The 23,291-nt window shown below is 55.4% G+C and carries 15 protein-coding genes and 1 pseudogene; all 16 read left to right on the top strand.

Translation table 11 applies throughout. The features are described 5' to 3' along the window. Positions 1-147 precede the first annotated feature (147 nt). Complete coding sequence (gene gyrA / locus NGJ21_RS05780; RefSeq protein WP_119688445.1) at positions 148-2,919, top strand: DNA gyrase subunit A; 2,772 nt, start codon at positions 148-150, stop codon at positions 2,917-2,919. Between the two features lie 252 nt (positions 2,920-3,171). Beyond that, positions 3,172-4,257: a 3-phosphoserine/phosphohydroxythreonine transaminase gene (gene serC / locus NGJ21_RS05775; protein WP_039604670.1), complete on the top strand. Its 1,086-nt coding sequence runs from the start codon at positions 3,172-3,174 to the stop codon at positions 4,255-4,257. Then, on the top strand, positions 4,257-5,351 hold the full coding sequence (pheA, locus tag NGJ21_RS05770; RefSeq protein ID WP_039604669.1) for a prephenate dehydratase: 1,095 nt from the start codon (positions 4,257-4,259) through the stop codon (positions 5,349-5,351). The genes serC and pheA overlap by 1 nt, the downstream gene beginning before the upstream one ends. Positions 5,352-5,511: 160 nt before the next feature. Continuing rightward, positions 5,512-7,752 (top strand): bifunctional prephenate dehydrogenase/3-phosphoshikimate 1-carboxyvinyltransferase, encoded by a 2,241-nt coding sequence (locus NGJ21_RS05765; RefSeq protein WP_251961939.1) that lies wholly within the window; start codon positions 5,512-5,514, stop codon positions 7,750-7,752. Beyond that, entirely contained in the window at positions 7,749-8,435 is a 687-nt protein-coding gene (gene cmk / locus NGJ21_RS05760; RefSeq protein ID WP_251961938.1) for a (d)CMP kinase, read from the top strand. Before NGJ21_RS05765 ends, cmk begins: the two co-directional genes overlap by 4 nt. Positions 8,436-8,558: 123 nt before the next feature. Further along, positions 8,559-10,235 (top strand): 30S ribosomal protein S1, encoded by a 1,677-nt coding sequence (rpsA, locus tag NGJ21_RS05755; protein ID WP_012313291.1) that lies wholly within the window; start codon positions 8,559-8,561, stop codon positions 10,233-10,235. 693 nt (positions 10,236-10,928) lie between these two features. Continuing rightward, complete coding sequence (ihfB, locus tag NGJ21_RS05750) at positions 10,929-11,225, top strand: integration host factor subunit beta (protein ID WP_012313292.1); 297 nt, start codon at positions 10,929-10,931, stop codon at positions 11,223-11,225. A 20-nt stretch (positions 11,226-11,245) separates the two neighbouring features. Further along, entirely contained in the window at positions 11,246-11,509 is a 264-nt protein-coding gene (locus NGJ21_RS05745; protein WP_039601301.1) for a lipopolysaccharide assembly protein LapA domain-containing protein, read from the top strand. Positions 11,510-11,612: 103 nt separating this feature from the next. Beyond that, positions 11,613-13,040, top strand: coding sequence for an MBL fold metallo-hydrolase RNA specificity domain-containing protein (locus NGJ21_RS05740; RefSeq protein WP_251961937.1), 1,428 nt, complete (start codon positions 11,613-11,615; stop codon positions 13,038-13,040). 210 nt (positions 13,041-13,250) lie between these two features. Then, complete coding sequence (locus tag NGJ21_RS05735) at positions 13,251-14,300, top strand: LPS O-antigen chain length determinant protein WzzB (RefSeq protein WP_251961936.1); 1,050 nt, start codon at positions 13,251-13,253, stop codon at positions 14,298-14,300. Positions 14,301-14,464: 164 nt separating this feature from the next. Beyond that, entirely contained in the window at positions 14,465-15,868 is a 1,404-nt protein-coding gene (locus tag NGJ21_RS05730) for a Wzz/FepE/Etk N-terminal domain-containing protein (protein WP_239539362.1), read from the top strand. 185 nt (positions 15,869-16,053) lie between these two features. Continuing rightward, positions 16,054-17,331, top strand: coding sequence for a lipopolysaccharide biosynthesis protein (locus NGJ21_RS05725; protein ID WP_353506380.1), 1,278 nt, complete (start codon positions 16,054-16,056; stop codon positions 17,329-17,331). Between the two features lie 5 nt (positions 17,332-17,336). Then, positions 17,337-19,223: an asparagine synthase (glutamine-hydrolyzing) gene (asnB, locus tag NGJ21_RS05720; protein ID WP_125924332.1), complete on the top strand. Its 1,887-nt coding sequence runs from the start codon at positions 17,337-17,339 to the stop codon at positions 19,221-19,223. 78 nt (positions 19,224-19,301) lie between these two features. Further along, the gene (locus tag NGJ21_RS05715; RefSeq protein ID WP_251961934.1) at positions 19,302-20,594 is read left to right on the top strand and encodes a hypothetical protein; all 1,293 of its coding nucleotides are present in this window, start codon (positions 19,302-19,304) and stop codon (positions 20,592-20,594) included. Positions 20,595-20,601: 7 nt separating this feature from the next. Further along, positions 20,602-21,705: a glycosyltransferase family 4 protein gene (locus NGJ21_RS05710; protein WP_251961933.1), complete on the top strand. Its 1,104-nt coding sequence runs from the start codon at positions 20,602-20,604 to the stop codon at positions 21,703-21,705. 239 nt (positions 21,706-21,944) lie between these two features. Then, a pseudogene (locus NGJ21_RS05705) lies at positions 21,945-23,266 on the top strand (UDP-glucose dehydrogenase family protein). Positions 23,267-23,291: the final 25 nt, after the last annotated feature.

Here is a 23,291-nt window from a genome sequence, read left to right as displayed (position 1 = left end):
CATGACGGCGGCCTTCATTGCGCAGATCCATGGCACAACTCATTGATTTGTCGTAAGTCGTCGCACCCTTATGCGCTGCGGCGGCGAGCTTCGTTCGGCCCTTGATGGAGCTGCGAAGTTTCACCAGAAAAAGGAATCAGGCTTCTCATGGGCGAACTGGCCAAAGAAATCCTCCCGGTCAATATCGAAGACGAACTGAGACAGTCTTACCTCGACTACGCGATGAGCGTGATTGTCGGGCGAGCGCTGCCCGATGCACGTGACGGCTTGAAGCCCGTGCATCGTCGCGTTCTCTTTGCGATGAGCGAACTGGGCAACGACTGGAACAAGCCGTACAAGAAATCCGCCCGTGTGGTCGGTGACGTGATCGGTAAGTACCACCCGCACGGCGACACTGCGGTCTACGACACCATCGTGCGTATGGCCCAGCCATTCTCGCTGCGCTACCTGCTGGTCGACGGCCAGGGCAACTTCGGTTCGGTCGACGGCGACAACGCCGCGGCGATGCGATACACCGAAGTGCGCATGGCCAAGCTGGCCCACGAGCTGCTGGCCGACCTGCACAAGGAAACCGTCGACTGGGTGCCCAACTACGACGGCACCGAGCAGATCCCGGCGGTCATGCCCACCCGCATCCCCAACCTGCTGGTCAACGGTTCCAGCGGTATCGCCGTGGGCATGGCGACCAACATTCCGCCGCACAACCTCGGTGAAGTCATCGACGGCTGCCTGGCGCTGATCGACAACCCGGAAGTCACCGTCGACGAACTGATGCAGTTCATCCCCGGCCCCGACTTCCCGACTGCCGGCATCATCAACGGCCGCCAGGGCATCATCGAGGCGTACCGTACCGGCCGTGGCCGCATCTACATGCGTGCGCGCTCCGAGATCGAAGACATCGACAAGGTCGGTGGCCGCCAGCAGATCGTCGTCACCGAGCTGCCGTACCAGCTGAACAAGGCGCGCCTGATCGAGAAGATCGCCGAGCTGGTCAAGGACAAGAAGATCGAAGGCATCACCGAGCTGCGCGACGAGTCCGACAAGGACGGCATGCGCATCGTCATCGAGCTGCGCCGCGGCGAGGTGCCGGAGGTGGTGCTCAACAACCTCTACCAGCAAACCCAGCTGCAGAGCGTGTTCGGCATCAACGTGGTGGCACTGATCGACGGCCGCCCGCGCGTGCTCAACCTCAAGGACCTGCTCGAAGCGTTCGTCCGTCACCGCCGTGAAGTGGTCACGCGCCGTACCGTGTTCGAGCTGCGCAAGGCCCGTGAGCGTGGCCATATCCTTGAAGGCCAGGCGGTCGCGCTGTCCAACATCGACCCAGTCATCGCACTGATCAAAGCCTCGCCGACGCCGTCCGAAGCCCGGGAAGCGCTGATTGCCACTGCCTGGGAATCCAGTGCCGTGCAGGTCATGGTCGAGCGCGCCGGCGCCGATTCCTGCCGCCCTGAAGACCTGCCCGAGCAATACGGCCTGCGCGATGGCAAGTACTACCTGTCGCCGGAACAGGCCCAGGCGATCCTCGACCTGCGCCTGCACCGCCTGACCGGCCTCGAGCACGAGAAGCTGCTGGCCGAGTACCAGGAAATCCTCGAGCAGATCGGCGAACTGATCCGCATCCTCAGCAGCGCCGAGCGCCTGATGGAAGTGATCCGCGAAGAACTCGAAGCGATCCGCGCCGAATACGGCGATGCGCGCCGCACCGAGATTCTCAACGCCAGCCACGACCTCAACTACGGCGACATGATCCCGGAAGAAGAGCGCGTGGTGACCATCTCCCACGGTGGCTATGCCAAGACCCAGCCGTTGTCCGCTTACCAGGCCCAGCGCCGTGGCGGTAAAGGCAAATCGGCGACCGGCGTGAAGGACGAGGACTACATCGAGCACCTGCTGGTCGCCAACAGCCACGCCACCCTGTTGCTGTTCTCCAGCAAGGGCAAGGTGTACTGGAAGAAGACCTACGAGATCCCTGAAGCATCCCGCGCCGCGCGTGGCCGCCCGCTGGTCAACCTGTTGCCGCTGGAGGAGGGTGAGCGCATCACCGCCATGCTGCAGATCGACCTCGAGGCCCTGCAGCAGAGCGCCGACCCGGATGAAGAGCTGGAAGACGGCGACGAGGGCGTGATCGAAGGCGAAGTGGTCGAAGTAGAAGAAATCGACGAAGAAGACGGCGACACCCCTGAGTGGGTGGCTGAGCCGACCGGCGCGTACATCTTCATGGCCACCGCTTCCGGTACCGTCAAGAAAACCCCGCTGGTGCAGTTCGCCCGTCCGCGCTCCAATGGCCTGATCGCCTTGAAGCTGAAGGAAGGCGACACCCTGATTGCTGCGGCAATCACCGACGGCGCCAAGGAAGTCATGATGTTCTCCGACGCCGGCAAGGTGATCCGCTTTGCCGAGAGCGTGGTGCGCGAAATGGGCCGTACCGCCCGTGGTGTGCGCGGCATGAAGCTGGGCAAGGGGCAGCAGATCATCTCGATGCTGATCCCGGAGTCTGGTGCGCAGATCCTTACCGCGTCCGAGCGTGGCTTCGGCAAGCGTACCCCGCTGTCCAAGTTCCCGCGCCGCGGCCGTGGTGGCCAGGGCGTGATCGCCATGGGCACCAAGGGGCGCAATGGCCTGCTGATCGGTGCTATCCAGGTGCAGGAAGGTGAAGAGATCATGCTGATCTCCGACCAGGGCACGCTGGTGCGCACACGGGTTGGCGAGGTATCCAGCCTGAGCCGTAACACCCAGGGCGTAACCCTGATCAAGCTGGCTGCAGACGAAACGCTGGTAGGCCTGGAGCGTATCCAGGAGCCTTCCGAGGAAGAGCTCGACGAACTGGTCGGGGCGGACGAGGAGGGCGTGGAGCTCGATGCGCCGGAAGCGGCGGACGATGACAATGCGGGCGCCGAAGAGGCACCGCAAGAGTAAGCAAGCGCAACAACCCGAACGGGGCGACCAAGGTCGCCCCGTTTGACTGATTACAGCAGGCAACAGCAGGACCTGCCTTTTTTTTGGGGCGGCCTTGTGTCGTGAAAGGGTCGCCTGGCGGTCCTAGGGTAAGCAGCGCAACAACTATCGCGGGGGCTGCTGCGCAGCCCTTTCGCGACACAAGGCCGCTCCTACAGGGGTGCGCGGCCTGCAACAAACGATTTTGTTCTATTTGGCAGAGCGAGAGTGGATGTGAGCAAACGAGCCTTTAACTTCTGCGCAGGCCCTGCCGCGCTTCCTGAAGCTGTCCTGCAGCGCGCCCAGGCCGAAATGCTGGACTGGCATGGCAAGGGCTTGTCGGTGATGGAAATGAGCCATCGCAGCGACGATTACGTGGCCATTGCCGAAAAGGCCGAGCAGGACCTGCGTGACCTGCTGTCCGTCCCCTCCAACTACAAAGTCCTGTTCCTGCAGGGCGGTGCCAGCCAGCAGTTCGCCGAAATCCCGCTGAACCTGCTGCCGGAGAACGGCACTGCCGACTACGTCGAAACCGGCATCTGGTCGAAAAAGGCCATCGAAGAAGCGCGCCGTTTCGGCAACGTCAACGTCGCCGCCAGCGCCAAGCCATACGACTACCTGGCCATCCCTGGCCAGAACGAGTGGCAACTGACCAAGAACGCAGCGTACGTCCACTACGCCTCCAACGAGACCATCGGCGGCCTGCAGTTCGACTGGGTGCCGCAAACCGGTGACGTTCCGCTGGTGGTCGACATGTCCTCCGACATCCTCTCGCGCCCGATCGACGTGTCGCAGTACGGCCTGATCTACGCCGGCGCGCAGAAGAACATCGGCCCGAGCGGCCTGGTGGTGGTCATCGTCCGTGAAGACCTGCTGGGCCACGCCCGCAGCAGCTGCCCGACCATGCTCGACTACAAGGTCTCGGCCGACAACGGTTCGATGTACAACACCCCGGCCACCTATTCCTGGTACCTCTCGGGCCTGGTCTTCGAGTGGCTCAAGGAGCAGGGTGGCGTCGACGCCATGGAGCAACGCAACCGCGCCAAGAAGGACCGCCTGTACGGGTTCATCGACGCCAGCGAGTTCTACACCAACCCCATCAGCCACAACGCCCGTTCGTGGATGAACGTGCCGTTCCGCCTGGCCGATGAGCGCCTGGACAAGGCCTTCCTGGCCGGCGCCGATGCCCGTGGCCTGCTCAACCTCAAGGGCCACCGCTCGGTGGGCGGCATGCGCGCTTCCATCTACAACGCCCTGGGCCTGGACGCTGTCGAGGCGCTGGTGGCCTACATGGCCGAATTCGAGAAGGAGCACGGCTGATGTCCGAACATGAGCTCAAGGCGCTGCGCGTACGCATCGACAGCCTCGACGAGAAAATCCTCGAGCTGATCAGCGACCGCGCCCGTTGCGCCCAGGAAGTGGCCAAGGTCAAGACCGCCTCGCTGGCCGAAGGCGAGCAGCCGGTGTTCTACCGCCCTGAGCGTGAAGCTGCCGTGCTCAAGCGCGTGATGGAACGCAACAAGGGGCCGCTGGGTAACGAAGAGATGGCGCGGTTGTTCCGCGAGATCATGTCGTCCTGCCTGGCCCTGGAAGAGCCGCTGAAAATCGCCTACCTGGGGCCGGAAGGCACCTTTACCCAGGCTGCGGCCATGAAGCACTTCGGCCACGCCGTGATCAGCCGCCCGATGGCTGCCATCGACGAAGTGTTCCGCGAAGTGGCGGCCGGCGCCGTCAATTTCGGCGTGGTGCCGGTGGAAAACTCCACCGAGGGTGCGGTCAGCCACACCCTGGACAGCTTCCTCGAGCACGACATGGTGATCTGCGGCGAAGTCGAGCTGCGCATTCACCATCACCTGCTGGTGGGCGAAAGCACCAAGACTGACAGCATCACCCGCATCTACTCGCATGCCCAATCGCTGGCCCAGTGCCGCAAGTGGCTGGACGCGCACTACCCGAACGTGGAGCGCGTGGCGGTGTCGAGCAATGCCGAGGCCGCCAAGCGGGTCAAGGGCGAGTGGAATTCGGCGGCGATCGCCGGCGACATGGCCGCCAACCTGTACGGGTTGACCCGCCTAGCCGAGAAGATCGAAGACCGCCCGGACAACTCCACGCGCTTCTTGATGATCGGCAACCAGGAAGTGCCGCCGACCGGCGACGACAAGACCTCGATCATCGTTTCGATGAGCAACAAGCCAGGTGCCCTGCACGAACTGCTGGTGCCGTTCCACGACAACGGCATCGACCTGACCCGCATCGAGACCCGCCCGTCGCGCAGTGGCAAGTGGACCTACGTGTTCTTCATCGACTTCGTTGGCCACCACCGCGACCCGCTGATCAAGGCCGTGCTGGAGAAGATCAGCCAAGAGGCTGTGGCGCTGAAGGTACTGGGCTCGTATCCAAAGGCGGTGCTTTGATTCAAGGTTGTTGGGGGCGCTTTGCGCCCCATCGCGACGCAAGGCCGCTCCTACAGGCGTCTGCAATCCCTTGTAGGAGCGGCCTTGTGTCGCGATGGGCTGCAAAGCAGCCCCCTGCGGTCCCAAAGACTGTCCTGATTTCTGAACAGGGTTCGTACCAGTGGTAAATGCAGCAAAAAACAACCCCGCACCGCTCATCGGCCGCCTCGTCGTCGTAGGCCTGGGCCTGATCGGCGGCTCCTTCGCCAAAGGCCTGCGTGAAAGCGGCCTGTGCCGCGAAGTGGTCGGCGTCGACCTGGATGCCCCTTCACGCAAGCAAGCTGTGGCCCTGGGTGTGGTCGACCGCTGCGAAGAAGACCTCGCCGCCGCCTGTGTCGGCGCCGACGTCATCCAGCTGGCGGTACCGATCCTGGCCATGGAAAAGCTCCTGGCGCGCCTGGCGCAACTGGACCTGGGCAGCGCCGTCATCACTGACGTCGGCAGCGCCAAAGGCAATGTGGTGCGTGCTGCGCGTGAGGTGTTCAGCGACCGCCTGCGCCACTTCGTGCCCGGCCACCCCATCGCCGGCTCCGAGCAGAGCGGGGTAGAGGCCTCCAACGCCACCCTGTTCCGCCGCCACAAGGTCATCCTCACGCCGCTGCCCGAAACCGACCCCGCCGCCCTGGCCCTGGTCGACCGCCTGTGGCGTGCGCTGGAGGCCGACGTGGAGCACATGCCAGTCGAGCGCCACGACGAAGTGCTGGCCGCCACCAGCCACCTGCCGCACCTGCTGGCGTTCGGCCTGGTCGATTCATTGGCCAAGCGCAATGAAAACCTTGAGATCTTCCGGTACGCTGCCGGTGGTTTCCGCGATTTCACCAGAATCGCCGGCAGCGATCCGACCATGTGGCATGACATATTCCTCGCCAACCGCGAGGCTGTCCTGCGCACCCTGGACACTTTTCGCAGCGACCTCGACGCCTTGCGCGACGCGGTCGATGCAGGGGACGGGCACCAGTTGCTGGGTGTATTCACCCGCGCTCGGGTTGCCCGCGAGCATTTCAGTAAAATCTTGGCCCGCCGGGCCTATGTGGACGCTATGAACGCCAACGATCTGATTTTCCTGGCCCAACCGGGTGGCCGCCTGACCGGGCGAATCCGCGTACCGGGCGACAAGTCGATTTCCCACCGTTCGATCATGCTCGGCTCCCTGGCCGAAGGCACGACCGAAGTCGAAGGCTTCCTCGAAGGTGAGGACGCCCTGGCGACCCTTCAGGCTTTCCGTGACATGGGGGTGGTCATCGAAGGCCCGAACCACGGCCGCGTGACCATCCACGGTGTCGGCCTGCACGGCCTCAAGCCACCGCCCGGGCCGATCTACGTGGGCAACTCCGGCACCTCCATGCGCCTGCTCTCGGGCCTGCTGGCCGGCCAGTCGTTCGACGTGACCATGACCGGCGATGCCTCGCTGTCCAAGCGCCCGATGAACCGCGTGGCCAACCCGCTGCGCGAAATGGGCGCGGTGGTCGAAACCGGCCCGGACGGCCGCCCACCACTGACCATTCGCGGTGGCCACACGCTCAAGGCGCTGACCTACACGCTGCCGATGGCCAGTGCCCAGGTCAAATCCTGCCTGCTGCTGGCTGGCCTGTACGCCGAAGGCAAAACCACCGTTACCGAACCTGCGCCTACCCGTGACCACACCGAGCGCATGCTGCGCGGCTTCGGCTATGCGGTGGAGTCCAACGGCCCGGTGGCTTCGCTGCAGTCCGGCGGCAAGCTCACTGCCACCCGCATCGAAGTGCCCGCAGACATCTCCTCGGCTGCGTTCTTCCTGGTGGCAGCATCCATTGCCCAGGGCTCGGAGCTGGTGCTCGAACATGTCGGCATCAACCCGACCCGCACCGGTGTCATCGACATCCTGCGCCTGATGGGCGGCGACATCACCCTGGAAAACCAGCGTGAAGTCGGCGGCGAGCCAGTGGCCGACCTGCGTGTGCGCGGTGCCAAGCTCAAGGGTATCGATATCCCTGAGCACCTGGTGCCGCTGGCCATCGACGAATTCCCGGTGCTGTTCGTGGCCGCCGCCTGCGCCGAAGGGCGTACCGTGCTGCGTGGCGCCGAAGAGCTGCGGGTGAAAGAGTCCGACCGTATCCAGGTAATGGCCGACGGCCTGATCGCCCTGGGCGTGAAGTGCGAGCCAACCCCAGACGGCATCATCATCGACGGCGGCCAGATTGGCGGTGGCGAAGTGCATGGCCACGGCGACCACCGTATCGCCATGGCCTTCAGCGTTGCCTCGCTGCGCGCCAGCGCGCCAATCCGCATCCATGATTGCGCCAACGTCGCCACCTCGTTCCCCAACTTCCTCGCGCTGTGCGCCGAAGTGGGTATCCGCGTGGCAGAAGAGGGCAAGTCGTGAATGCTCAAGCGCCGGTCATCACTATCGATGGCCCGAGCGGCTCGGGCAAGGGCACGGTCGCGGGCCTGTTGGCGCGCGAACTTGGCTGGCGGCTGCTGGATTCCGGTGCGCTTTACCGCCTGCTGGCGTTCAACGCCAGCAACCACGGTGTCGACCTGACCAACGAAGAGCTGCTCAAGGCCCTGGCCGCCCATCTGGATGTGCAGTTCATCGCCGCCGAGCCGGGTAAGCTGCAACAGATCATTCTCGAAGGTGAGGACGTCAGCAATGTCATCCGCACCGAGACGGTCGGTGCCGGTGCGTCGATGGTGGCGTCCCTGCCGGCAGTGCGCGAAGCACTGCTGCAGCGCCAGCGCGCATTCCGCGAAGCGCCGGGCCTGATCGCCGATGGCCGCGACATGGGCACCGTGGTGTTCCCGGACGCGCCGCTTAAGGTGTTTTTGACCGCCAGTGCCGAGGAGCGTGCCCGTCGCCGCTACCTGCAGTTGAAGGGCAAAGGCGAAGATGTTAGTCTGTCGAGTCTGCTAGATGAGATTCGTGCGCGCGATGAGCGCGACACCCAGCGCGCAGTGGCCCCGCTCAAGCCGGCGGCCGATGCCATTCAGCTGGACTCCACGGAGCTGTCCATCGAGCAGGTGCTGCACCGTATCAGGAGCGAGCTCGCCCAGCGCGACTTGGTCTGATCGTCAGGAAAGCAGGCAGGGGCACCAGTCAACGTCCTGCCCGCTTTCCTTTACTTAACGAAACCCACATTGTCTGGAGTGTGGCGATGGGCGTCTGTTTCGCCCGAATCTACAGGAATTAAAATGAGCGAAAGCTTTGCAGAACTCTTTGAAGAAAGCCTGAAAACCCTCAATCTTCAGCCGGGTGCGATCATCTCCGGTATCGTTGTCGACATCGACGGCGACTGGGTTACCGTACACGCTGGCCTGAAGTCCGAGGGCGTCATCCCGCTCGAGCAGTTCTACAACGAAGCTGGCGAGCTGACCATCAAGGTCGGTGACGAAGTTCACGTTGCGCTGGACGCGGTCGAAGACGGCTTTGGCGAAACCAAACTGTCCCGTGAAAAAGCCAAGCGCGCCGAGTGCTGGATTGTTCTGGAAGCAGCTTTCGCCGCCGAAGAAGTGGTCAAGGGCGTTATCAACGGTAAGGTTAAGGGCGGCTTCACTGTCGACGTTAACGGCATCCGTGCGTTCCTGCCGGGCTCCCTGGTTGATGTCCGCCCTGTGCGCGACACCACCCACCTGGAAGGCAAAGAGCTGGAATTCAAGGTCATCAAGCTGGACCAGAAGCGCAACAACGTTGTCGTTTCCCGTCGCAGCGTGCTGGAAGCCGAGAACTCCGCCGAGCGCGAAGCCCTGCTGGAAACCCTGCAGGAAGGCCAGCAAGTCAAAGGTATCGTCAAGAACCTCACCGACTACGGCGCATTCGTGGACCTGGGCGGCATCGACGGCCTGCTGCACATCACCGACATGGCCTGGAAGCGCATCAAGCATCCTTCCGAAATCGTTAACGTTGGTGACGAAGTCGACGTACGCGTTCTGAAGTTCGACCGTGAGCGCAACCGCGTTTCGCTGGGCCTGAAGCAGATGGGCGAAGATCCGTGGGTTGCTATCACTGCGCGTTACCCAGAAGGTACCCGCGTACAGGCTCGCGTTACCAACCTGACCGACTACGGCTGCTTCGCTGAGCTGGAAGAAGGCGTTGAAGGTCTGGTACACGTTTCCGAAATGGACTGGACCAACAAGAACATCCACCCGTCGAAAGTCGTTCAGGTTGGCGACGAAGTGGAAGTCATGGTTCTGGACATCGACGAAGAGCGTCGTCGTATCTCCCTGGGCATCAAGCAGTGCAAGTCCAACCCATGGGAAGACTTCTCCGGCCAGTTCAACAAGGGTGACAAGATCACCGGTACCATCAAGTCGATCACCGACTTCGGTATCTTCATCGGCCTGGACGGCGGCATCGACGGCCTGGTTCACCTGTCCGACATCTCCTGGAACGAAACCGGCGAAGAAGCCGTACGTCGTTTCAAGAAGGGCGACGAGCTGGAAACCGTCATCCTGTCGGTTGACCCAGAGCGCGAGCGCATCTCCCTGGGCATCAAGCAGCTGGAAGACGATCCGTTCTCCAACTTCGTTGCTGTCAACGACAAGGGCGCTATCGTCAAGGGCATCGTGAAAGAAGTTGACGCCAAAGGCGCCATCGTCACCCTGGCCGACGACATCGAAGCCACTCTGAAAGCTTCCGAAATCAGCCGTGACCGCGTTGAAGACGCGCGTAACGTTCTGAAGGAAGGCGAAGAGATCGAAGCCAAGATCATCAGCGTTGACCGCAAGTCGCGCGTGATCAGCCTGTCGATCAAGTCGAAAGACGACGCTGAAGAGCGTGAAGCCATCCAGAGCCTGAAAAACGCTCCGGAAGCGGCTGCCGATACCACCATGGCTGCGCTGCTGCGCGAAGCAATGGCCAAGCAGAACTAAGTTCTGTTTGATCGGTGTAAAAAAGGGTGGCCTTCGGGCCACCCTTTTTTTATGCCCAAAATCTCCCCAAGCCTAACGCTATCCCCTGTAGGAGCCGGCTTGCCGGCGATGGCCTGCAGCGCAGGCCCAACCGCGTCTAAACCGCCGCGCAAAGCATCGCCAATGCATAACCAAGCTCTTTACGGCCAGCATAAAAAAGCCTGCCCTCCAGGCCACCCTTTCTCCCTCCAAAAAATTACCCCAGCCAAACGCGATCCCCGGCGGATCAACTGTCTCACCAATTTCTAAAAGTTAACGCAGCTCCTTGTCAGAGCCACTGTCTTGCTCAACTTCTAAAAGCTGGCACGATCCCTGTGGGAGCCGGCTTGCCGGCGATGGCCTGCAAAGCAGGCCCAACCGAGTCTGCACCTGCGCGCAAAGCATTGGCCAATCCATAGCCAAGCTCTGTATACCCAGCATAAAAAGCCTACCCTCCAGCCCACCCTTTCCAACCCCAAAATCCCCCAGCCTAACGCCATCCCTTGTAGAACCCGGCTCGCCCACGATCCCCCACAAAGCTCCCCCAGCCTTATTTCCCAACACTCCATTCTTGAATTTTTTTATTAAGTCAAGAACCACCCTGTTCAAATCCCTCCGAGCGTGCTACAAACTGATTAAGCAATGATCTAGCTGCTTGATAACGAAGGGAAAAATATGACGAAGTCGGAGCTGATCGAACGTATTGTCACCCATCAAGGGCTGCTCTCGTCCAAGGATGTGGAGCTGGCCATCAAGACCATGCTTGAACAGATGTCCCAATGCCTGGCCACCGGAGATCGCATCGAGATCCGCGGTTTTGGCAGCTTCTCTTTGCACTATCGCGCTCCACGCGTAGGTCGCAACCCCAAGACCGGCCAGTCGGTGGAGCTTGAAGGCAAGTTCGTTCCGCACTTCAAGCCCGGCAAAGAGCTGCGTGATCGCGTCAATGAAGAAGAGCACGAGCACCCCTGACCGATGAAGGAGCCAGTCTGATGCGTAACCTCAAGCGCGCCCTGGCGGCGTTGTTCGTGCTGCTGCTGGCAGCGGTGGTGCTGTTCTTCGTGCTGGAGAACCAGCAGGCCGTGGCACTCGTGCTGTTTGGCTGGTCGGCGCCCGAGTTGCCTGTTGCGGTACCGGTGCTGGCGGCCCTGGTAGTAGGCCTGGCGATTGGCCCGCTGTTGGGCGCCTATGGTGTACAGCGCAGCAAACGCAAGATTCGCGCCTCGGCCAGGCAGGCAGCGCTGGAAGGTAAGTAAGGAAAATTCCCGCCTTTTTTAGGAAAGGCTCGCCTGTGCACGCGACGGTGTAAGTGAAGTAATACCCGCTTCATTATTCCGGCCCAAACGAGCGTGCAGCAGTATGGAATTTCCCACCCTTTCCCATCACGGTGGCACCCGCGGTGTAACCGGTTCTTGTCACCAGCTTCACATCGACTCAGCCACCAGCCTGCTCGTGGATTGCGGCCTGGAGCAGGGCGCCGACGCCGCCCCGGGTTCAGCCAGCGCATCACTCGGTTTTGATATCCAGGGTATACAAGCCCTGGTGATCACCCACGTACACCTCGACCATGTCGGCCGCATCCCCGCGCTGCTGGCGGCCGGCTTTCGCGGTCCGATCCTCTGCAGCGAACCCTCGGCGAAGCTGTTGCCACTGGTACTGGAAGATGCCTACAGGCTGACCATCAGCAGCGAGCCCGCACAAGTGGCGCGTTACCTCGAGCTACTCGGTAACCTGGTCGTGGCGATGTCCTTCGGCCAGTGGCACTCGGTGGTAAACAAGCCCGGCCTCAGGTGCCAGCTGCGCCTGCAACGCGCCGGGCACCTCCTTGGCTCCGCCTATGTAGAGTGCGATGTAGACGTGGCCGAGCAAAACCACCGCATCGTTTTCTCCGGCGACCTCGGCCCCGAAGGCAACCCGCTGCTACGCCCACTGCAGCCACCCGAGCGTGCAGACTTGCTGGTGCTGGAAAGTACCTACGGCGACCGCCTGCACCCCGACCGCAGCATGCGCGAGCAGCAGCTGGAGCAGGTTATTGACCGCGCACTGCAGGACCGCGGCACCATCCTGATTCCCGCGTTCAGCCTGGGCCGCACGCAAGAGTTGCTGTGCGAGCTCGAGGCCATTCTCCACCGCAAGGCGCTGCTCGGTGACCCGGCCGTGGTGCCTGGCGATGGCACGTTCGCCTGGTCGCAGCTACCGATCATTCTCGACTCACCCTTGGCTCAGCGCATTACCACCGTCTACCGCCAGTTGCATGACTACTGGAATGTCGAAGCCAAGGCGCGGATGAGCGAGGGGCGTGACCCGCTTGGGTTCAACCAGCTGGTGTGCGTCGACACCCATGCCCGCCACCAGCAGGTGGTCAATTACCTGAAAAGCACCGGGCGCCCGGCGATTGTGATTGCCGGTAATGGCATGTGCTCGGGTGGGCGGATCGTCAACTACCTCAAGGCGATGCTTGGTGATCCACGGCATGAGGTGATGTTTGTCGGGTATCAGGCCAGGGGGACACCAGGGGCTGCCATTCAGCGCGAAGCGGGGGCGGAAGGGGCTGTCCAGGTTGAGTTGGATGGGGCTGTATATGAGGTGCGGGCTAAGGTGGCGACGTTGGGCGGGTATTCAGGCCATGCGGACCAGGCCGGGTTGGTGAGGTTTGCTATGGCGTGCGCGGCGCGGAGGGTGGTGCTGGTGCATGGGGAGAGGCGGGCGAAGCAGGTGCTGGCTCAGGCCATGCGGGAAAGGTTTGCTGAGGCTGGAAATGAGGTGAGCGTCACAGTTGCGGGGTAACCATTGGGCGGTGCGCGTGATGTCTGTCGAAAAGTGAGGAACTTCTGTGGGAAGGTTCCCTCTATTACTGATTAATGCTAAGTAGGTGAGCGTGGCGGGCATGTGGGCAAAATGCCGCTACGCTTGATGCGAGGGGAGCGCCGCTTTCGCGAGCAGGGAGCGCCCCAAAGAGATGAAGCAATCAGACGGACCCAAGGAAAAAGAGACTAAATGCGCAATGAACGCGAGCGCCTGAGCGGTAGTGATGAGATTGACCTGATTGAGCTTGTGCAGGGGGTTTGGCGGCAAAAGCTTTGGGTGGGGCTGGTCGCGGTACCGATTATTGCCATAGGTTTCGCCTACATAAAGCTGGTTTTGCCAGTATACGAGGCGAAGCTCTACATTCAGCCACCCTCTCAGAATGAGATTGCTCAGCTCAACTACGGTCGTGGTGAGGGCACAGGCCTTGCTCCGCTCAGCGCCAAAGATGTGTACAGCATCTACCTCAAGGCGCTGCAGTCAGAAGCGGTACGAGATAAGTTCTTTCGCAGTGCATTTCTCCCTACGCTGACAGAGGAGGAGCGGGGCGGGTCGCGAGACGCCCTTTACGCTCAGTTCAATGGCATGCTCAAGGTGTCGCAGGCCGGCAAGGACATGCCAGATCGTTATGTGCTCACTGCTAACCTCGAGGACCCACGGCTTGCTGCGACTTGGGTGTCGAACTACGCCGAAATGGCGGCAGAGCGAGCAAAGAACGAACTGTTGAGCGGTACTCGTAGTGACATTTCTATCATGGCTGACAACCTCGAGCAGCAGATCCGTGCTTCCCGTGCCAGTGCCGGGAATCAGCGTACTGACCAGATTGCCCAGCTCAAGGAGGCTCTGCGGGTTGCACGCTCCATTGGCCTAGAAAAGCCGCCGATCATTTCCGACACGTTATCCAGTGAAGTGTCTGCCGCAATGAACGGGTCTCTCACCTACATGCGCGGAGCCAAGGCATTGGAGGCTGAAATTGCCAATCTGGAGTCGCGCTCCTCGGATGACCCATTCATACCGAGCCTGCGCGTGAAGCAAGAGAAACTCAATTTCCTTCGTAACCTGAAAATCGACCCTTCGCTGGTTGCGATGTATCAGCAGGACGGCGCGGTTGCGCAGCCCGATAAGCCGATCAAGCCGCGAAAGGCAATCATCATGCTGCTTTCGGTGGTTGCGGGCGTCGGCTTGGGCGTGCTCGTCGCTATCGGTCGTGACCTTTGGGTGAGGCGGCGTGAGGTGGCGTAAGGAACTTATCACCCCTGGGGGTGTCCGCAAGCGTTGTTGTCCGATGCTGAAGGTGCAACAATGCACCTTCGTCGCCTATGACATGGATAGCTGGAAGAGCGAGCATTAAGCGCTGATCTACCTTGCCTGTCTTGGTTAACTCCCGTTGGCAATGCAGGCAAGTAATGAACAATGTGGCACGCGTACCTTCCATGGCCGCTTCTGGCGAGATCGATATTTTCAGAGTTTTCCGTACCATTTGGCGCCGGCGCTTCTTTATTATCTCCGTTGGTGGCGCCTGTGCGTTCTTCGGTGCCGCTATTGCGTACTCAATTACACCAGTCTACGAGACGTCCACAACTTTAAAGCCTGTAGCTCTGAACCAGTTGGATGAGTTGAATCGTTCAAAGATCTACTCATTACCGCCAAGAGAAGCACTCAAGCGCGTAGGTGCGACGCTAGACTCTTATAATGCACGACTAGACTTTTTCCGTTCAAGGCCAGACCTAGTTGATGCTTTTCAGGTTGAAGGCCAAAGTGTTGAGCAGGCATTTGAAGACTTTAACAGTAGCGCACTTAGCGTAGTTCAGGCTGACCCGAAGAGAACCGATTTGCTGAGCGACTTTATTGGTTTGAAAATGCGCTATGACAAGGGCATTGACGGTGCGGGGATTCTTAACGACTTCGTTGATTTTGCGGTCGAGCGGGAGCGTGCTCAGCTGTCCAGGGATATGCAGATCATTGTGGCTAATCGGCTGAATGAAGTGAATGCTGAATTGAGCTCTGCGATGATGGAGTATCAAGCTGGAAACGAAGGTCGCATCGCACGGCTTGAAGAAGCTGATGCTATCAAGCGTGCGCAGTTGAATGATGAATTGAAGGCACTACGTGTCCAGCTTAAGCTAAGACGCGAGGCACGAGTTGCAGAGCTTGACGAGGCAATCGGTGTCGCTCGAAGCCTGGGTTTGAAGAAGCCCTCTACCCCCTCGTTGATGGCTGATGAAGCTATGGCAGGGGGCAATGTCATTCGAACTGAGGTTAACGGCAGGCCGGTGCCACTTTACTTTATGGGTACCGAGGTGCTCGAGGCGGAACGCCTTGCCTTGAGCAAGCGTACCTCCGACGACTTCGTCGAGCCGAGAATCGGGCAAATCCGCAAAGAACTGATCCTACTCACGACCAACCGCAATGTTCAGGCGATTAGGAGCCGGGATAACGAACAGGCCTTTCTGGAAGGCATTGAAGCCCTGCGTGTGGAACGTGCGCGCTTGCAGTCCGTTGATACCGAGTTGCAAGGCTTGCGCTTAGTCAGTATTGATCAGCGTGCAGTAGCATCAGGTCAGCCAGTCAAGCCTCGTAGATCTATAATTATTCTGTTAGCACTAATCGGTGGCACACTGATTGGTGCAGTTATTGCCCTGTTGCGTAGTGCTTTCAAAGATCACTTACGACAACTACGAGTGCTTGAAGGTTCTGTCCAGCGGGTTTCCGAAACTCGGTTATCCTCAATGAGTACGCTTGAAGATAAAGGTTTAAAGCAGATTTGTGATAGTTGCCAAGCTTGTTTGTCTGGTGTTGCGCAGAGTTAATGGATGGTGCTAGGTGTTATATGTGGTAAATACATAATGTCAGCAGCTGCAGATTATAAAATGACAGTGATAAAATTCGAAGGAGAGCTTGCCTTGAGTATGCCTGAGTTGTCTGGAGGTTCTATATCGATATTGTTTCGTGAGGCTGCCATTAATTTCGATAGTCAAGATATTGTGAGTGGCGCGTGTTAAGGTTTTTTGCGAGGGTCAAAGGGAAGCAGGGGCAGTTTGCCCGAAATGTGTTGACTTTGATGACCGGCACAACAATTGCGCAGGCCATACCTCTTGCGGCTATGCCGATCTTAACGCGCCTATATGAGCCGGAAGATTTCGGGGTTTTGGCCCTTTATATGTCGGTAGCAGCTATGATATCTGTTGTGGCAACAGCACGCTACGAATTAGCAGTGATGCTTCCAGAGAAGAATGATGATGCTGCCAGTCTTGTTGTATTGGCGATTAGTATCGCAGCAGTGATAAGTTTTGTATTGTTTATATTGGTTTTGGCCTTTAACGAGCCTATTCAAGGTTTTTTTGGGGTCCCAGCGATTGGCCCCTGGTTGTACTTATTGCCGGTTAGTGTATTTGTCGCAGGTCTATGGCAATCGTTGAATTACTGGAATAATCGCGCCGCTAATTTTAGACGGTTGGCGGTTAGTCGAATGGTGCAAGGGGGGGGGATGACGTCTGCTCAACTTGGATTGAGCAGTATGGCTGGCGGAGGGTTAATCCTAGGTTATATTGTCGGGCAGGCGGTAGCTGCGTCTGTATTTCTTAGCAAAAAATGGGGAGAAGATCGAGCCATCTTGCATGCTGTAACTTTAGATAAAATCAGAAAAAATGCTAAAGAATATATAAAATTTCCAAAGTATTCATGCGCTGGGGCGTTGCTCGATAATGCGGCGATTCAGATGCCTGTTCTGATCTTGAGTAAATTTAATACGGCTCACGTTGTAGGTGTTTTTAGTCTGATGTTTAGAGCGCTAAATTTACCTATGAGTTTGATTTCGGCTGCCTTGTCACAGGTTTTGTTTCAGAAGTTGGTCGGCCTGCATCGCGAAGCGCCCGAGCGACTATTTGGTTTCGTATTAAAGGTATTCATAGTACTGCTGATGCTCATGGTGCCTCTGGTGCTGGTTGTCTGGTTCTTAGGGCCGGAACTCTTCAGTTTCGTCTTTGGCGAGGCATGGCGCGATGCCGGCGGTTATGCCGCAATATTAATTTTTGCAGTAGCGATACGTTTTGCGGTAAGTCCACTAAGCATGGTGCTCGCAATGGAGCACAATGTAAGAATGGGTACCCTGTGGCAATGTATCTATTTTGTGACAATTATTTCGACTTTGTATATTTTTAAAGGGGCAGAACTTGGTACATTTATCCTTGCTTTCACTGTTCATGAAATAAGCTTATATTTTCTGTATTTTTGTTTTATTCTTTTGGGTACAAAACAACATAGTTTTAGGTAGGGTTTATGTGCGGAATTCTAGGTGGGGTTTGGAAGCAAGTAGACTCATCGCTTGAGTCACGGGTTAAATCGGCGCTAGCTACAATTCGGCACCGCGGGCCAAATGACTCAGGGTACGAAGTTGAAACTATAAATGATAGTTGCGTTGTGCTTGGTCATACGCGTCTATCTGTTATAGATCTCTCAGAGGCAGGGCATCAGCCCATGTACTCACAAGATCGTCGTTACTCCATGGTTTTCAATGGGGAAATTTATAATTACAAAGAGTTGCGTAGCGAATTGGAGTCCTTCGGGTACTTGTTTGTTTCCGACTCTGATACTGAGGTTCTTCTAGTTGCGTGGCAACACTGGCAGGAGGCGAGTTTAAAGCGATTTGTCGGGATGTTTGCGTTTGCAATATATGACCATTGGAACTCGACTATACACTGTGCGCGAGATGCATTTGGTATAAAGCCATTCTTTTATTCAATTGAAAAAAGTGGTTTGTGTTTTGCATCCGAGTTATCTGCTGTTAAAGAGCTGAAAGGTGGTCGTGCCGAGTTAAATTGGCAGCGCGCTTATGATTATCTGACTCATGGCGATTACGATACTAATGATCAGACTTTCTTCAAGGATGTTTTTCATCTTCCCCCAGGGCATATCGCATCCTTTGATATTAATAACTGTAAACTATTGCAGCTTAGGCGCTGGTACACCCCCACCTTGCAAGAGCGCAATGACTTAAGCTTTGCAGCTGCGGCAGACGAATTGCGTGAGCGCTTTTTGGACAGTATTCGGCTACACCTTCGCAGCGATGTACCGTTAGGTGCTGCCTTGTCGGGGGGGCTTGATTCCTCCGCTGTTGTTTGCGCAATGCGTTATATCGACCCTAAAATGCCTATCCATACCTTTAGCTATATCGCTCAGGGTAGTACTGTTTCTGAAGAGTATTGGGCAGACCAGATAAATGAGTATGTTGGGGCTCATGCAAACAAAGTAATTGTTTCTCCGACAGACTTGATTCGAGACTTAGATGATCTGATAAAGGTTCAAGGTGAGCCTTTTGGTAGTACTAGTATTTATGCGCAATACCGAGTCTACCAGTTAGCGAGGGACTGTGGCGTCACCGTCACTCTAGATGGCCAAGGCGCGGATGAGATGCTAGCCGGCTATACAGGTTACCCAGGTCAGCGAATTCGGAGCATGGTGGAACGAGGGGAATACGCGCGTGCAGTAAACTTCCTTAACAAATGGACCAAATGGCCGGGGCGTAGTCTTACATGGGCCGTTGGTTCGGCACTAGGGCAGTTTACCTCGGGACGAGTTAACGACTTTTTGAGGGCGCTTGATGGTAGACAAAATGTCCCGTCCTGGATTGATGGAGGAGTTTTAGCGGATGGCGGTGTTCGCTGCGAGAATACACGCCGGCACTGTGATATTCAGTTGCAGGGGCGCCGATTGACCTCTGAGTTGGCGACTTCTCTTCATTATCGAGGATTGCAGCATCTACTTAGGCATGGTGATCGAAACTCAATGCGTTTCTCTATTGAAAGCCGAGTCCCTTTCCTTACCACTGGATTAACAGAGTTTCTTTTATCGCTGCCTGAACATTATCTAATTTCTGATAGTGGTGAAACCAAACACATATTCCGTGCCGCAATGCGCGGTATTGTACCCGACCAATCGCTTGATCGGCGTGACAAAATCGGTTTTCAAACTCCTGAAAAAGATCTGTTGCTCAGTAACGCTCCAGTAATTCGTAAGTGGCTGGAGGTGGATCTAGAACTACCATTTATTAGAGGTGATCAAATCCTGAGTAGTTTTGACAGAGCTATTAATGGTAAGGCAAAATTTAGTGCGGAAGTCTGGAGATGGATTAACTTTTATCGATGGTATCAAGCTGTTCTAGCGTAGGTTTTGGGATGGTCTGCCATTGGGCTTATGCAGTGGCTCGGTTTTGGTTGGTGGCATATGCGATCGGTGGGTTTAAAGTTGAGCGCGAATAAAACTATATTTTATACGGCGCTTATTGCATTTAGGGCGGTGCTTGACTTGTCCTATGCTAATATCATATCTGAGTTTTTTGTTTCTGAGGGGTTTAGTTCAAGCATAGATTTCTCTCAATATGTTATTTCATGGGTTGTATATTTAATTAGTTTTGCTTGTGCGGTAGATCGCGTAAGGAAAGTCAGCCATTATTTTTTTGCTATGGCGATTTTATCTATTGTTGCGCCATTGACATCTCTTTACGGATTGGATTCTAGCAAGCCATTGTTTCCGGTATTAGTAACTATCGCAGCATTGTATGTAATCTATTTTATGTCCCGGGTCAATGTGTTGAGTGTTAAGAACTTGCCAGTATTAACTGGTGGTAGGGCATTGGCAATTGTAGTTTCGCTCGCTTTTGTTCTGTTCTTAATTGTTTGGTTTGCGATGTCGGGCGCTCGGCCGAATTTGGATTTGGCGGAGGTGTATCAATACCGAGAAGCGAATAGTGAATTAACTGGGGGTGGGATTTTAGCATACACCAATAACTGGACCTATCAAGTTTTTTCTATTTACCTCATAAGTTTCGCTTTGCTGTATAAGCGTTATTTCCTTGTGGTACTGTTATTGCTCGCGCAGGTTTATTTTTTTTCAATCGCTTCTCATAAGTCAATACTGTTTATCCCGCTATTGGTGTTTGGCTCGTGGATGTATTTCCGATATTCCAATTCGTTGATATTGCTGCCAGTAGCTTATATAGTCGTGATAGGTTGTACACTCCTTAGTTTTTATCTCTTCGGGGATATAGTTTTGAGTTCAATGTTTTCGCGACGAGTTTTTTTTGTGCCTGCAAATTTGTGCTTTGTTTACTTCGATTTTTTTAGTAGTCATCCACAGGTTTACTGGTCGAATTCTGTGCTTTCAAGTTTATCGGCTTATCCCTATGGGGAGCTTGGTGTTCCATACGTGGTAGGGGAGTATTTAAATCGCCCTGGCCTGGGTGCTAATAATGGATTCGTTTCTAGCGGGTTTGCCCATGCCGGCTTACTTGGTGTGTTTTTTTATGCAGTGATTATTGGGTTTATTTTGAGACTAATCAACGATATGGCAAGTGAAAGTATGCCGATTTGGATTGCGGTAGCCATATCCGTAGTTCCGTTACGGAGTGTTTTGGTCTCGTCAGATTTATTTACTGTCATGCTGACTCATGGTTTTGGTATGGCAATAATTCTTATCTATCTCTCTCGTGTGTCCCGTTCCAAAACAATCCAGATTAGCGTTGCACATGATAAGCAATGAGGAAGTCATGAAGATTGCACATTTGACATCTGTCCATCCTAGGTATGATGTTCGTATATTTTACAAAGAATGTCGTTCGTTGGTCCGTGTCGGTCATGAAGTTCATCTAGTTGTTGCTGACGGGAAGGGAAGTGAAATTAAAGAAGGTGTGTGCTTTCATGACGTAGGTTGCAGCCGAGGGCGTTTGGCTCGGATGTTAAGGACGCCTAGTAAGATTTACAAGGAAGCAGTAAAAGTTAATGCTGATATTTATCACATTCATGACCCTGAGCTTCTTCCCGTAGGATACAAGCTAAAAAGGAATGGTAAAAAGGTGGTCTTCGATTCGCACGAGGACGTACCAATGCAAATTCTGGGTAAACCCTATTTAAATAAACCTAGTAAGTGGTTAATTTCAAAGTTGTTTTCTGCGTACGAGTCCTGGGTTTGCTCTCGGTTGGATGCGGTTGTTGCTGCTACCCCGCACATACGTGATAAATTTATCTCGATTAATCCAGCAAGTGTTGCAGTTAACAATTTTCCTATGCTGGACGAACTGGCGATTATCGACGCTTCGTGGCCTGAAAAAAAAGACCAGGTTTGCTACATCGGCAGCGTTGATAAAATTCGCGGTGTCGTGGAGGTTGTCGAAGCGATCCAGTACGTCAGTGGTACAACAACATTGGCATTTGCGGGGGCATTAAAAAATGATGTTTTGGCACAAACACTAGAGAATTCTAAGGGGTGGGTGCGTACTAAGCCTTTAGGGTATTTGGATCGTGATGGGGTTAAAGCGACGCTTAAAGAGTCTAGGGGTGGGTTGGTCACTTTGCATCCTGCTCCTAACTACCTTGAGGCTCTACCAGTAAAGATGTTTGAATATATGGCTGCAGGGTTGCCGGTTGTAGCCTCAGACTTTCCACTCTGGCGAAACATCGTAGAGGAAAGTAAGTGTGGGATTTGTGTGAATCCGCTTAATCCCGAAGATATCGCACGGGCTATAGATTATCTAATCCAAAACCCTTCTGTGGCCGAAGAAATGGGGCGTAATGGTCGTCAAGCTGTAGAGGAGAAATATAACTGGCTGAATGAAGAGCGTACGCTAGTTGAGCTATACCAAAAGATGGTTTAAAAATCTCTTAAGGCGTATATAGTATGCTTAATCTATTTCGAGTTGTCTGTAATGCTTGCTCGTCGTTTGCGCTTGTCTAAAAAACAGAGTTCGGCTAGTATTAAGCAGAGGACCTGCTTTGGTGGTTTATGATTAAGCAGGCACGAATGTAACAAGATGTGTTGCTGGCCAATTTTATATGATAAGCATTTATATTATTGGCTGTTGGCTATGGTAGCGGCGGTGGTGAGCGGGGTGTTATGAAAGTTACAGTATTTGGTACTGGTTATGTAGGGTTGGTTCAGGGGGCGGTTTTGGCCGATGTTGGCCATGAAGTTGTGTGTCTTGATATTGATAAAGCTAAGGTAGAAATGCTTTCTCAAGGCCGGATACCTATTTATGAGCCTGGGTTGGAGACTATAGTTAAAACTAATCTGGAAAGCGGTAACATCCAGTTCACTACTGATTATAAAACAGCAATTAGTCACGGTGATGTCTTGTTCATTGCCGTAGGTACACCTCCGGATGAAAATGGCTCCGCAGATCTGAAATATGTTTTAGATGTTGCGACTTCCATTGCTCAGCAGATCGAAAGCTATAAAGTCGTAATTAATAAATCAACGGTACCTGTTGGTACTGCAGATAAAGTTAAAGCAAGAATTGATGAGGTTTTGGCCCAGCGGTCAAAATCCGTTCCGTATGATGTCGTATCGAATCCGGAATTTTTAAAGGAAGGATCTGCTGTCAATGACTGTTTGAGGCCTGACCGAATTATCGTTGGCACAGACAGTGAGCGAGCCGAACATATAATGCGGGAGCTTTACGCACCGTTTAACAGAAATCATGAAAAAATTATTGTAATGGATGCGCGCAGTGCAGAGCTTACTAAGTACGCTGCTAACTGTATACTCGCGACGAAAATCAGCTTTATCAATGAAATTGCTAGCCTGGCAGACAAGCTTGGTGCTGATGTGGAAAAGGTTCGTAATGGTATAGGTAGCGATCCGCGCATCGGCTATGAGTTCATCTATCCAGGCGTGGGCTATGGCGGATCCTGTTTCCCTAAAGATGTGCAAGCGTTGATCAAAACGGCTGACGACATTGGGTTCGATGCGATGGTGTTGAAGGCTGTTGAAGCGCGTAATCAGATCCAAAAAACAGTTATTTTTGATAAAATCTCAGACTATTTTTCCGGGGATTTGAAGGGGCGGGTCTTTGCGCTTTGGGGGCTGAGCTTTAAGCCAAACACCGATGACATGCGTGAAGCTCCGAGTCGTGTTCTTATGGAGGCTTTGTGGGAGGCAGGCGCTATTGTTCAGGCCTATGATCCGGCGGAAATGGATGGACCCGGTCGATTTACCCAGATGCGGATTCGCTAAAACTCTGCACAACAAAGGAATTAGCGCTCGAAGGTGCCGAGGCCCTCGTTGTTATCACTGAGTGGAAAAGTTTCCGCGCACCGAATTTTGATCTAATTAAGGCTAGTCTTCGGAATCCGTTAATTTTTGATGGTCGTAATATTTATGATCCAGCTTCCGTTGTTAGGGAAGGGTTTGAATATTTCTCCATTGGGCGCCCATAAGTATTTCGATTTAAGGTGAAACAAC

Origin of the sequence: Pseudomonas sp. Marseille-Q5299, from assembly GCF_943737035.1 — a bacterium.
GTDB lineage: Bacteria > Pseudomonadota > Gammaproteobacteria > Pseudomonadales > Pseudomonadaceae > Aquipseudomonas > Aquipseudomonas putida_E.
The sequence above is the reverse complement of the archived record's forward strand: the minus strand, read 5'-3'. Positions and strand labels throughout refer to the sequence as shown.

Coding starts and splice junctions, on each gene's coding strand:
- gyrA (WP_119688445.1), top strand. CDS start 148: ATGGGCGAACTGGCCAAAGAAATCCTCCCGGTCAATATCGAAGACGAA.
- pheA (WP_039604669.1), top strand. CDS start 4,257: ATGTCCGAACATGAGCTCAAGGCGCTGCGCGTACGCATCGACAGCCTC.
- rpsA (WP_012313291.1), top strand. CDS start 8,559: ATGAGCGAAAGCTTTGCAGAACTCTTTGAAGAAAGCCTGAAAACCCTC.
- ihfB (WP_012313292.1), top strand. CDS start 10,929: ATGACGAAGTCGGAGCTGATCGAACGTATTGTCACCCATCAAGGGCTG.
- NGJ21_RS05745 (WP_039601301.1), top strand. CDS start 11,246: ATGCGTAACCTCAAGCGCGCCCTGGCGGCGTTGTTCGTGCTGCTGCTG.
- NGJ21_RS05740 (WP_251961937.1), top strand. CDS start 11,613: ATGGAATTTCCCACCCTTTCCCATCACGGTGGCACCCGCGGTGTAACC.
- NGJ21_RS05735 (WP_251961936.1), top strand. CDS start 13,251: ATGCGCAATGAACGCGAGCGCCTGAGCGGTAGTGATGAGATTGACCTG.
- NGJ21_RS05730 (WP_239539362.1), top strand. CDS start 14,465: ATGAACAATGTGGCACGCGTACCTTCCATGGCCGCTTCTGGCGAGATC.
- asnB (WP_125924332.1), top strand. CDS start 17,337: ATGTGCGGAATTCTAGGTGGGGTTTGGAAGCAAGTAGACTCATCGCTT.
- NGJ21_RS05710 (WP_251961933.1), top strand. CDS start 20,602: ATGAAGATTGCACATTTGACATCTGTCCATCCTAGGTATGATGTTCGT.